This is a genomic window from Bradyrhizobium viridifuturi, from assembly GCF_001238275.1.
Lineage (GTDB): Bacteria > Pseudomonadota > Alphaproteobacteria > Rhizobiales > Xanthobacteraceae > Bradyrhizobium > Bradyrhizobium viridifuturi.
The window spans coordinates 146,145-157,892 of the sequence record NZ_LGTB01000007.1; the positions used below are offsets into that span (position 1 = coordinate 146,145).

11 protein-coding genes are annotated in these 11,748 nt (G+C 66.5%); 4 read left to right on the forward strand and 7 right to left on the reverse strand.

Going from position 1 to position 11,748, the window contains the following annotated elements:
* The first annotated feature begins 52 nt into the window (after positions 1–52).
* On the forward strand, positions 53–1,846 hold the full coding sequence (locus tag ALC15_RS08660; protein WP_050626866.1) for a potassium/proton antiporter: 1,794 nt from the start codon (positions 53–55) through the stop codon (positions 1,844–1,846).
* A 7-nt stretch (positions 1,847–1,853) separates the two neighbouring features.
* Here ALC15_RS08660 and ALC15_RS08665 read toward each other — a convergent pair whose 3' ends face one another.
* The 6 genes from ALC15_RS08665 to mepA all read right to left on the reverse strand — a co-directional run bounded on the left by ALC15_RS08665 (position 1,854) and on the right by mepA (position 7,114).
* Positions 1,854–3,071: a hypothetical protein gene (locus ALC15_RS08665; protein ID WP_128089478.1), complete on the reverse strand. Its 1,218-nt coding sequence runs from the start codon at positions 3,069–3,071 to the stop codon at positions 1,854–1,856.
* Positions 3,072–3,165: 94 nt separating this feature from the next.
* Positions 3,166–3,837 carry a molybdenum ABC transporter ATP-binding protein gene (gene modC / locus ALC15_RS08670; RefSeq protein WP_050626868.1) on the reverse strand — a complete coding sequence of 224 codons (672 nt, stop codon included), beginning with the start codon at positions 3,835–3,837 and terminating at the stop codon, positions 3,166–3,168.
* A gap of 2 nt (positions 3,838–3,839) precedes the next feature.
* Positions 3,840–4,535 carry a molybdate ABC transporter permease subunit gene (gene modB, locus ALC15_RS08675; RefSeq protein WP_050626869.1) on the reverse strand — a complete coding sequence of 232 codons (696 nt, stop codon included), beginning with the start codon at positions 4,533–4,535 and terminating at the stop codon, positions 3,840–3,842.
* Positions 4,535–5,320, reverse strand: coding sequence for a molybdate ABC transporter substrate-binding protein (gene modA / locus ALC15_RS08680; protein ID WP_050626870.1), 786 nt, complete (start codon positions 5,318–5,320; stop codon positions 4,535–4,537). Before modA ends, modB begins: the two co-directional genes overlap by 1 nt.
* Positions 5,321–5,513: 193 nt before the next feature.
* The gene (locus ALC15_RS08685; RefSeq protein WP_050626871.1) at positions 5,514–6,023 is read right to left on the reverse strand and encodes a hypothetical protein; all 510 of its coding nucleotides are present in this window, start codon (positions 6,021–6,023) and stop codon (positions 5,514–5,516) included.
* Positions 6,024–6,157: 134 nt separating this feature from the next.
* The gene (gene mepA / locus ALC15_RS08690; RefSeq protein ID WP_050626872.1) at positions 6,158–7,114 is read right to left on the reverse strand and encodes a penicillin-insensitive murein endopeptidase; all 957 of its coding nucleotides are present in this window, start codon (positions 7,112–7,114) and stop codon (positions 6,158–6,160) included.
* Between the two features lie 192 nt (positions 7,115–7,306).
* Between mepA and ALC15_RS08695 the strand changes: the two genes are divergently transcribed.
* Both ALC15_RS08695 and ALC15_RS08700 read left to right on the forward strand, forming a co-directional pair.
* Complete coding sequence (locus ALC15_RS08695) at positions 7,307–7,744, forward strand: L,D-transpeptidase (protein ID WP_430649147.1); 438 nt, start codon at positions 7,307–7,309, stop codon at positions 7,742–7,744.
* Between the two features lie 332 nt (positions 7,745–8,076).
* Positions 8,077–10,281, forward strand: coding sequence for a putative bifunctional diguanylate cyclase/phosphodiesterase (locus tag ALC15_RS08700; RefSeq protein ID WP_094193775.1), 2,205 nt, complete (start codon positions 8,077–8,079; stop codon positions 10,279–10,281).
* Between the two features lie 126 nt (positions 10,282–10,407).
* Here the strand turns inward: ALC15_RS08700 and ALC15_RS08705 are convergent, their stop codons facing one another.
* Positions 10,408–10,866, reverse strand: a complete 459-nt coding sequence (locus tag ALC15_RS08705; RefSeq protein ID WP_244485993.1) for a DUF1801 domain-containing protein — start codon at positions 10,864–10,866, stop codon at positions 10,408–10,410.
* Between the two features lie 125 nt (positions 10,867–10,991).
* Here ALC15_RS08705 and ALC15_RS08710 point away from each other — a divergent pair, with 125 nt between their 5' ends.
* Positions 10,992–11,729, forward strand: a complete 738-nt coding sequence (locus ALC15_RS08710) for an RDD family protein (RefSeq protein ID WP_157860887.1) — start codon at positions 10,992–10,994, stop codon at positions 11,727–11,729.
* Positions 11,730–11,748: the final 19 nt, after the last annotated feature.

Here is an 11,748-nt window from a genome sequence, read left to right on the forward strand (position 1 = left end):
GTGTGGCGACGATAAGGATGCAATTGCAAGTATTTGAGACTTCCGTAGGCGCATGGCATCCCTCGACTCCGTCAGTATAGCGATCCTGCTCGGCGCGGTGCTGGTGATGGCCGGCATCCTGTCGAGCCTGCTGGCGTTGCGGTTCGGCGCCCCCTTGCTGCTGGTGTTCTTGCTGGTCGGCATGCTGGCGGGCGATTCCGGCCCCGGTCGCCTGCAGTTCGACGACGTTCGCACCACCTATCTGGTCGGCTCGGTGGCGCTGGCGCTGATCCTGTTCGACGGCGGATTGAAGACGCGTTTCGCCAGTATCCGCACCGTGCTGGCGCCCTCGATGATGCTGGCGACCGCCGGCGTGCTGCTGACCGCGCTGATCACGGCGCCGGTCGCCCGTTACGTGCTCGACCTCAACTGGACCGAATCGCTGTTGGTCGGCGCCGTCGTGGCCTCGACCGACGCCGCGGCGGTGTTCCTGCTGGTGCACACCCAGGGCCTGCGGCTGCGTCCCCGCGTCGGCGCCACGCTGGAGGCGGAGTCCGGCACCAACGATCCGTTCGCGATCTTCCTCACCCTGATGCTGGTCGAGTTCATCTCGATCGGCCAGAGCTCGGCCTCGCACATCGCGATGGAGTTCATCCAGGAAGCCGTGCTCGGCGCCGTCATCGGGGTGATCGGCGGGCGGCTGGTGGTGATTGCGCTGAATTACGTCGCGCTGCCGCAGGGCCTGCATGCGCCGTTCGTCACGACGGCGGCGCTGGTGATCTTCGGCGGTTCGCAGATCGTGCATGCCTCGGGATTCCTCGCGGTCTATCTCGCCGGTATCATCATCGGCAACCGGCCGACCCGCGCGCATAATTCGGTGGTGACGTTCCTCGACGCCGCGACCTGGCTGGCCCAGATCGTGATGTTCGTGCTGCTGGGCCTTCTGGTCTCGCCGCATCGTCTGCTGTCCAGCGCCGGCGGCGCGGTGCTGGTGGCGTTCGCGCTGATGCTGGTGGCGCGGCCGCTCGCGGTCCTGATCTGCCTCGCGCCGTTCAAGTTCAACTGGCGGGAGAAGGTCTTCATCGCCTGGACCGGCCTGCGCGGCGCGGTTGCGATCTTCCTTGCCTCGATCCCGATGCTGGTCGGCCTGTCGAAGGCCTACCTCTATTTCGACGTCGCCTTCGTCGTTGTCATCATCTCGCTGCTGCTGCAGGGCTGGACGCTGGCGCCGGCGGCGCGGAAGCTGCACGTCGCGCTGCCGCGCGCCGAACGCGGCCCGCGCCGTGTCGAACTGGATCTGCCCGGCCAGCTCGAGCAGCAGCTGGTCGGTTATCCGGTGCGGCCGAAGAGCCTGTATTTCCGCCGCGGGCTGATTCCGTCGTGGTCGAAGCCGACGCTGGTGATCCGCGACGAGCGGATCCTGACCCCTGTCGAGGCCGATCCGGTTGCGCCCGGCGACTACATCTATCTGCTGGCGCCGCCGGAGCGTGCCGAGGCGCTCGATCGCTTCTTCGTCGACATGGCGCCGTCGAGTGCGCCCGATCCACATCTGCTCGGCGACTTCATGGTGTCCGGTGAGCATACGCTCGGCGAACTCGCCGAGATCTACGGCGTCAAGGTTGACGAGAACACCGCCAAGCTGACGCTTGCGGATTATTTCGACATCAATCTCGACCGCGCGCCGAAGGAAGGCGCCGAGCTTGCGCTCGACGAGATCGTGCTGGTGGCGCGCAGCATCAGCGGCGGTCGGGTCAATGTCGTCGGCCTGCGCCTGCCGGAGGAAGAGGAGGAGGTCGCGCCGCAGACGCGGATGCAGACCGTCCGGCGCAAGCTCGCCGACATCTGGGCGTCGGTGGCGGGGGTCTGAGCCGCCGTCACTGCTTGCGCAGGAAGTTCGAATCCGGGGCGAACTTCTTGATCATGTCGGACAGGCCATCGTCGGCCGGTGGACCCTTCGACGCCGCGTCCGGCTTGGACTCATCCTTCAACTTCTGGCCTGAGATCTCGGCCAGCGCCGCGAGCAGCGTCTCGTCGAGATTGTCGGCCGCCGTTTTCGCGGGCGTTGTCTTGGCCGGCGGCGTGTCGGCGAGCGGCGGCGGAGCGGATTTCGGCGCAGTGGGTGCGATGACCCGGATCTCCGGCTCGCCCTTCACCGCAGGTTGCGTTGGCTCCGGAATCGGGGCTGGCTTCGATCCGTCCGCCCGCCTGGCGGCGGCCTCACTGACGGCGGCGATCAACGATGCTTCGAGGTCGGCCGGCGTCTCCGCCGGTATGGCGGGTGGTGCAGCCGACATTGGTGGCGGCTCGGCGGGCTTCGCATCCCGGGGCGCGCGACCGAACAGCGGTTCCCGCTGGCTCGCTGTCGACGGCCGGCTGTCGGTCGCCTTGCCGGGATCCTTGGAGGGCTTGAAGAGACCGGCGCGTTCGGCGGCGATCCTGGCGGTCGCCTCCTCGACCGTGGCGAGCAGAGATGTTTCAAGTGCATCGGCGGACTTGGCCGGAGGTGCCGGCGGTGGCGTAGGCGGCCTTGCAGCGGGGGCAGATACCCGCGGCTCCGGCCGGGGCGGCAGCGGCGGCGGCGATCCCTCGGCTTGCGCGGGCGGCGGGGCCGGCTGGCCATCCCGGGCGCGCGCAATGATGCCGTCGACGATCGCGCCGAGGCGGCTCTTGTCGGGGGCGGCGAGATAGCTTGCCGCGAGCTCATCGACATATTGCGGGCCATAGTCGGTCAGCACCTTCGCAAGCTGCGCGAGATCGGGATCGCTCTCGATCAGCCGGCGCCAGGTCTGCCGGTCGTAGGGGGCATCCCCCTTCTTGTCGGACCAGGCCACCCGGCGCGGCTGACGCTGCGGCCCGTTGTCCTGGCCGGTGACCGGGTCGAGGGTCGGCGGCTGCAGCCCGGAGCTGAGGCGCGGAGGGGTAAATCCCGCGGCGCCGGCCGGCACGGCGTCACCCGCCGGGTGGCGTCGGCGTTCGGCGACCTGCAGCGAGATCAGGCCGATGCCCATCAGCAGGAAGCCGAGCGCGGCCCACGAAATCGTGGCGCATAGCAGTCCGCCGATCAGCAGCAATACCCAGCCAGTCAGTCGCACGATGCACCTTTCCCCATGCCCGATCGGGATGTCCCGACGCGGGCCTAGCAGACAAGATGGGCTATCTTATGCCGACTTTCGGAAAAACGGCCAGCTACCCGCCCGCCGTCAACACCTTAACACCGCCGAATGCGGTGACCTGGCCGCCGCGCAGCATCACGATCTGGGTGGCGAGCTGGCGCAGCTCGGCCGCGTCGTGGCTGACATAGACCATCGGGACGCCGGCCTCGTCGCGCAGCCGGACCAGATAGGGCAGGATCTCGAGCTTGCGGCTTTCGTCGAGCGCGCCCAGCGGCTCGTCGAGCAGCAGCAGCCGCGGCTTGGACAGCAGCGCCCGGCCGAGCGCGACGCGCTGCCGCTCGCCGCCCGAGAGCTTGCCGGGGCGGCGGTCGAGCAGGGCGCCGATGTCGAGCAAATCGATGACGCGCTTGTGCTGCGCGGGGTCTTCAGCGAGGCCGTTCATGCGGCGGCCGTAGTCGAGGTTCTGCCTGATATCGAGATGCGGAAACAGCCGCGCGTCCTGAAAGACGTAGCCGATGCGACGGCGCCAGGTCGGCACATGGATGCCGGCCGCGGTATCGTCGACGGTCTCGCCGTCGATCACGATGGACCCGCGATCCGGACGCAGCAGCCCCGCGATGGTGTTGATCAACGACGTCTTGCCGGAGCCGGACGCGCCGAACAGGCCGGTGACGCGGCCCTCGCTGGTGAACGAGGCCGCGAGCGAGAACTCTCCAAGCTGCTTCTGGATGTCGACGCGCAGCATCGCTATTGCCCATGCAGGCGCGCGGTGGCGCGGCGCGCAAACACTTCGGCCGCGATCAATGCGCCGACCGCGAGCACGACTGAGATGATCACGAGCCGCGCGGCGGCGGTGTCGCCGTCGGGTGTCTGGATCAGCGAATAGATCGCCGACGAAATGGTCTGGGTCTCGCCGGGGATGTTGGAGACGAAGGTGATGGTCGCGCCGAACTCGCCGATCGCCTTGGCGAAGCCGAGCACCATTCCCGCCAGCACGCCGGGCAGCGCCAGCGGCAGCGTCACCGTCGCGAACACCCGCCAGGGCGCGGCGCCGAGCGTCTCCGCGGCCTGTTCGAGGCGGCGGTCGACGGCTTCGATCGAGAGGCGGATCGGCCGCACCAGCAGCGGAAACGACATCACGCCGCACGCGAGCGCAGCGCCGGTCCAGCGGAACGCGAACACGATGCCGAGATGATCGGCGAGCCAGCCGCCGACCAGGCCGCGCTTGCCGAAGGTCAGGAGCAGCAGATAGCCGGTGACGACCGGCGGCAGCACCAGCGGCAAATGCACGACGGCGTCGAGCAGCGACTTGCCCCAGAAATCGCGCCGCGCCAGCAGCCAGGCGAGCGCGATCCCGAACGGCGTCGCCACCAGCGTTGCGATGACGGCGACCCGCAGCGACAGCAGGATCGCCGTCCATTCTGTCGGCGAGATCTCGAACATCAGGTGGTCGGGCTGATCAGGAACTTGAAGCCGTATTTCTCGAGGATCGCCTTCGCCGTCGACGAGCGCAGGAAGGCGAGATAGTCTGATGTCTCGGGCTTTGCGGTTGTCGTCGCTGCGACCGGATAGATGATCGCGGGATGGGTGTCGGCCGGGAAGGTGCCGACGATCTTGACGCCCGGCTCGACCTTTGCGTCGGTCGAATAGACGATGCCGAGCACGGCTTCGCCGCGCGCCACCAGCGTCAGCGCCGCGCGCACGCTCTCGGCCATCGCGAATTTCGACTCCGCGGCCTGCCAGGCGCCGAGCTTCTCCAGCGTGGCCTTGGCGTATTTGCCGACCGGCACCGCCTTGACGTCGCCGGTTGCGATCCTGCCGTCACCGGCGAGCTTGGCGAGATCGAAGCCGGGTCCGATGTTGACGTTATCGATTTTGGAATCCTTCGGCGCGATCAGCACGATCGAGTTGCCGAGCAGGTTGACCCGCGTCGGCTCGTTGATGTCCTTGTGCTTGATCGCATAGTCCATCCAGTCGGTGTCGGCGGAGACGAACACGTCGGCCGGCGCGCCCTGCTCGATCTGCTTCGCCAGTGCGGAGCTCGCCGCATAGCTGGCGCTGATCTTGACGCCGGTCTTGGCGGTATAGGCGGCATCGATCTCATCGAGCGCGTTCTTCATCGAGGCCGCGGCGAACACGGTGAGCGTCTTGTCCTCGGCTCGCGCGGGCGAATGGATCGCGCCGAGCAGCATGACGAAGGCGGTGAAAAGTCCGGCAACTCGTGACATGGAAAGCGCTCCGTGCAAGTTCGCGCGCAAGCGGACGCGCGCAAATCAGGCGTTAAATGAGGTCTGGCCCGCGACGGACGGAAGCGCTGTTCCGCTGGTCCCCAACAGGACTTACGGTCCTCGGGGATATCGCACTGCGAACATAGCAGGCTGAGGCTTACGGTAAAGGCGATCGTTTGTCTAACCGATCGTCCTATTCATCCGAGGGCTGGATCACAATCGACAGCGAGTTCTCTTTTGAGCCGCTGACCTGCAGCACGAAAGGGCTGGCCGCGAGGTCGTATTTCATGGTCTTGCGGATACCGTCACAATCGGTCGCGCCGCTGAACGCTTTCGGCTTCAGGAAATGCCCGTCCTGCACCAGGTCGACCCAGGCGCCGGCCGACAGGCTGACGGTATAGAGCCCGGCCTTCGGCGCGGCCTTGAAGCTGGTGAAGCCGGCGAAGCTGCCGTCCTTCGGTGCGCGCTCCGGCGGCGACGGCAATTTGGCATCGCTTGGGGCCACCAGCGCCAGCGTCATGGCGGTTGGCGGCAGCGCGGCCTGCTCGCTGCCCGAGGTGAGCTTGACGCGATCGGGCGCGGTGAGTGCGGCGCGCGCGCGGTCGATCGACCATTTGAACTTGTCGCAACCGCTCGGCTCCTCTGCTGCGAAGGCGGGAATGGATACGAGCAGGAGCGATGCGGCGAGGAGCGATCTGCGCATGTCTGATCCAATGCAATTGTGACGGATGAAAACAGATCGGCGGCCCCGATCCATCGCGCGATCGCGCTTACGGCGCGACGAGGCGAGATCATAACTTACTTCGAGCCGACCGGCATAGCCGCCTGACGAAGATGTTATTGCTCTGAATGTTTGGCGTCGGGTGCGTTCAGCACCGTCCTGCACCCCGCCGGCATTTGCGCCAGCGTCATCGGCGGGTGTGGCTTCGGCGGTTTCGGCGGCGGCTTCGGATGCAGCACCGAGTCCTTGAACCAGAAGGCGAGATCGGACGGCTTGCAGCCTTCGCCTTCGGTCTGCGGCTTCTGCGCTTCGCATTGCGGGCTGCCGGGCGGACATCGCATGCGGATGTGGAAGTGGTAGTCGTGCCCCCACCACGGCCGGATCTTCGACAGCCAGCTGCGGTCGCCCTTGGCCTCGCGGCACAACGCCTTCTTGATCGCCGGATTGACGAAGATGCGCTGCACCGCCGGCTCGCGCGCCGCGTCGCGGATGACGAGAACATGACCTGGGGTGAAGACGCGCGGATCGATATCGAGCCGGTCGTCGCGCACCATCATCACCGCCGACATCTCCTCGCGATCCTCGCGCGACAATCTGCGATCCGGCATCGGCGTCAGCCAGATGTCGGCGTCGAGACCGATCTGGTGGCTGGCGTGACCGGAGATCGCGGGACCGCCGCGCGGCTGGCCGATGTCGCCGACCAGGATGCCGGGCCAGCCGGCGTCCCTGTGCGCGTCGGCCGCCAGCCGCTTCAATAGCGCGATCATGGCGGGGTGACCCCAATAGCGGTTGCGCGACAGCCGCATCACCTGCCAGGTGGCGCCGTTGAGCGGCATCTGCGCGGCGCCGGCGAGGCAGCCCTTGGTGTAGCCGCCGATCGATTGGGTCGGCATCGCTGCCGGCAGCACCTTGCGGGCGAACAGCTGCTTCGCCCCGATCGTCGGATCGTTAGGGTTGGCGAGCGGCGGCAATGGCTGCGGATTGAGCGAGCCCTTGTCCTGCGCCCGCGCGGAGATGGTGCAAGCAACGAGGGCGGAGATCAGGAGCGGGATCAGACGCAGGCGGGATGTCATTCGGATCACTCTGTCCACGCAAGGCTAGCATGGATTCGTGCTGGACGAACCGCGCTCTCATCCCATTTGCTTGATCGCCCACAAGGCGGATTAAGATTACCCGCGACTTCCGGTTCCGGATGTGAGCCGCGCCACTTTACAACTGCGCCGCGGGCGACATCATGCGCGCAATAATTTCAGGCAGGCGTTTTTATGACAAGCGTATCTTGCGTGCGGCCGGCAATTGCCGTCGCGATTGCCGCATTGACGATGACGCTCTCGCCGGCGCGAGCCGACGTCGTCGTTCACATCGATAAATCATCGCAGCGCATGGCGGTCAGCGTCGACGGCGCGCCGCGCTACAACTGGCCGGTGTCGACCGGACGCCGTGGTTACGGCACGCCGAACGGCGTGTTCCGTCCGCAGATGCTGGCGCGCCACTGGTACTCGCGGAAGTACTACAACTCGCCGATGCCGTACTCGATCTTCTTCCATGGCGGCTTCGCGATCCACGGCACCTATGAGCTCACGCGTCTCGGCGGACCGGCCTCGCATGGTTGCGTGCGCCTGAATCCCTCGCACGCGGCGCTGCTCTATGGGCTGGTCGAGCGCAACGGCCGCGGCGGCACGCGGATCGAGATCACCAACTGACTCCGCAAGACGGGTTAACCTTCGCGCCTTAACCCCGCGATAACCTTGTCACACGCTGGCAAACATTGATGCGCTGGCGGCGCTTTTCGGCGCATTCATGTGCAGGCAGGCGCAGGTTTACTCTTCCTTCACCACGCTCCGGCGCCTTGGCGCTGCAAATCTGCGCTGTCGGCCGCGTGCGCAGTGCCGGCCACTCGCGCGCGGCGTGAACGCGCCTCCTAAGCAGGCATGCTGCGGCTTCTCAACGCGCGCAGCTATTCGTCAAGAGATACCAATTTTTCAGAGACTTATCGCAGAAATGTCGCCGAACTGGAATGCGCGTGGGGCGTGCGATGCCGATGATGCGGCCGAAGAAGATCAAGAAACCAAAGCAGGCCAAACTGTCGGGCCGGCCGGGCCGCCGGCCCAAGCCGGTGCCGAGACTGTCGGGCAGTTCGCGCCGTACCGCTGTCGAGATCGGCGAGCTGGTGCGCCAGCGCGCGCAGGCCGAGGCGGCGATCGCCGACGCCCGCACGTCCAACGCGCGGCTGCGCGAGGCGGTCGACATCCTTCCGCAAGGCATCGTGTTCCTGGACTCCGAAGGCCGCTATCTGCTCTGGAACAAGAAATACGCGGAAATCTACAAGCGCAGCTCCGATCTGTTCGAGCACGGTGCGCGTCTCGAAGACACCATCCGCATCGGCGTCGCGCGCGGCGACTATCCCGAGGCGATAGGGCGCGAGGAAGAGTGGATCGCCGAGCGGCTCCAGAAGATGTACCAGCCGGGCGAGCGGCACGAGCAGGTCCTGGCCGATGGCCGCGTGGTGCTGATCGAGGAGCGATTGACCTCGGATGGCGGCATCGTCGGCCTGCGCGTCGACATCACCGAACTGAAGCAGCGCGAGGCGTCGTTCCGTCTGCTGTTCGAAGGCAACCCGGTGCCGATGATCCTGTGCGCGCTCGACGGTGAACGGATCCTGGCGGTGAACGACGCGGCGATCGCGCATTACGGCTATGTGCGTGCCGAATTCGAGAAGATGACGATCAAGAGCCTGCAGGCGTTCGATCCCGAGCTGCCCTGGGCCGCCGGCCGCAGCAGCGACGAGCAGGCGGCGCGGACCTGGAAGCATGTGCGTGCGGACGGCACGCTGATCGACCTTGCGATCTATTCGCGCCAGCTGATGCATGGCGACCAGCCGGCGATGCTGCTCGCGCTGATGGACATCACCGAGCGCAAGCGCGCCGAGGCGCGGCTCGCCTTCATGGCCCAGCACGACAGCCTGACCGGCCTGCCGAACCGCAACCTGCTGCGCCAGCAGATGGAGGAGATGCTGCAGCACACCCGCCGCTCGACCGACAAGGTCGCGGTGCTGATGCTGGGGCTCGACAATTTCAAGGCGGTCAACGACACGCTCGGCCACGGCATCGGCGACAAGCTGCTGCGCGGGGTTGCCAAGCGCCTGCGCTCGACGCTGCGCGAGGAGGATGCGCTCGCTCGTCTCAACTCCGATGAGTTCACCATCGTGCAGGGCGGCGTGATGCGGCCCGAGGACGCCGTGCTGCTGGCGCGGCGGATCCTGGATGCGATCGGCGAGCCCTATCTGCTCGAAGGACATTCGGTGGTGATCGGCGCGAGCATCGGGATCGCGATGTCGCCAGGCGACGGCGAGGATTCCGAAAAGCTGCTGAAGAGCGCCGACATGGCGCTGTCGCGCGCCAAGAGCGATTTCCGCGGCACCTTCTCGTTCTTCGAGGCCGAGATGGATGCGCGCGCCCAGAGCCGCCGCAAGATCGAGATCGACCTGCGCGATGCGATCCAGAACGAAGGCCTGCAGCCCTACTACCAGCCGCTGGTCGATCTCACCAGCGGACGCATCACCGGCCTCGAGGCGCTGGTGCGCTGGCCGCATCCGGAGCGCGGCATGATCTCGCCCGGCGAGTTCATCCCGGTGGCCGAGGAAACCGGCCTGATCAATCCGCTGGGCAGCCTGATGCTGCATCGTGCCTGCATGGACGCCGCGCAATGGCCCGACGACGTGCGCGTCGCCGTCAATCTGTCGCCGCTGCAATTCCGTACCGGCAATCTGCTGGCGCTGGTCACCGATGCGCTGCGGCAATCCGGCCTGCCGGCGCGGCGGCTCGAGCTCGAGATCACCGAGACGCTGCTGCTCGAGAAGAGCAGCCAGGTGCTGGCGACGCTGCATGCGCTGCGCGCGCTCGGGGTGCGGATGTCGATGGACGATTTCGGCACCGGCTATTCGAGCCTCAGCTATCTGCGCAGCTTTCCGTTCGACAAGATCAAGATCGACCAGTCGTTCGTGCGCGACCTCGGCGCCAACCCGGACGCGCAGGCGATCGTGCGGTCGATCGTCAGCCTCGGCGTCGGGCTCGGCGTCACCATCACCGCCGAGGGCGTTGAGACCGAGGCGGAGTTGAGCTGCCTGCGCGCGGAGGGCTGCCACGAGGGCCAGGGCTTCCTGTTCAGCCGCGCCCGGCCGAACGCCGAGGTCGTCAGCCTGCTGAAGGCGCAGCGCGTCGCGACGGCGCTGGTGGCGTAGAAACTCTGTACTCTCCGCGTCATTGCGAGGAGCGAAGCAACGAAGCAATCCATCGTCCCGCATGCGTGGAAGCATGGATTGCTTCGCTTCGCTCGCAATGACGGCGGAGAGGATTGCGCCCGATCGCTAAGACCTTCGTCTGTTCAAATGATAGGTCAGCGCCAGCGCCACGCAGTGGCGCAGCGCTGCCTCCGGAAGCTTGCCTCCGACGTCGAGCAGGATCGCGCGGTTGCCGCTGTAGCTGAGCTCGGGATAGAGCTCGCGGAAGGTCTCGACCAGATTGGTCTGGCAGTGGAAATAGACCGCGACCTGATCGGTGGCCGGCTTCACCTGGTCGATCCGGATCGTGCTGCCGCTGCCGGTCTCCGGCGTCAGGTAGCTCGGCTGGCTCCATTTCAGCGTCTCTTCCAGCGCGCCGACGCCCTTGGTCGCCTTTGCGGTCTCGAAGATCAGCCGCCGCAACGCCAGCAGCTTGGCCTTGACGGGGGCAGGGTAGGCGCCGAACAGCGTCTCTGCGGAGGCGGCATTGCCCTGGCGCGGCTTCTTCGTCACGCTGGTGCTCGATTTCTTCATCGGTCCGGTCATGGTTGCTTTTGCAGGCGTGCGGAGAAACTAGGCTAACCGCCCGCCGCGTGATAGCCCTTGCTTGAACCTTCGCCGTCATCGTCTCGTCTGATAGGTAGGAGACGTACGAGAGCGGGATGAACCCGATGAGCGTTGCCAGCACCGTTCCATCCGCGGCGGCCGCGCCGCTCTATGCGCGGTTCTCTCGCCGCTTTCGCGGCATCTTCATCGATTGGATCGTCACGCTGCTGACGATCGCCGGCGCGTTGCTGGTGGCGTCCACGGTAGCGATCGACTCCGTTTCGCGTGCGCTCGGGTTCGCCGTGATCGCAGCCCTGGTGCTTTACGAGCCGGTCCTGGTGTCATTCACCGGCGGCACCGTCGGGCATCATCTCACCAATCTGCGCGTGGTCGACGACGCGACCGGCGGCAATGTCGGCTTCCTGAAGGCCTGCGCGCGGCTCCTGATCAAGAGCTTCCTCGGCTGGTACTCGTTCGTCATCATCGCGGCAACCCGCCGCAACCAGGCGATCCACGATCTGGTGACACGGTCGACGGTGCAGATTCGCGATCCCGCGAAGGCGCGACCGGGCCAGTTTGTCACCGAGCGGATTGAAGAGACGCGCGCGTCCCTGATGCCGGCGCGCTGGCAGCGCATCCTGGTGACACTGCTGTATCTGCTGCTCACATTCTTTTTCGTCACCTTGCTCGCCGTGATCGCCGAGACGCTGCTGGGAGGCTGTGCGTTCCACTCTTGCGCGCCCGTGCTAAGGGTCGTCGGCCTCGTCCTCGATGTCGGGCTGCTGCTGGCAATGGCGGGGATCATCGCACTGGGCTGGAAGGGCAAGCTGCCCGGCGCGCGGGTCAGCCGCGCCTCACGATGACAGCGCCTTGAACGTCATA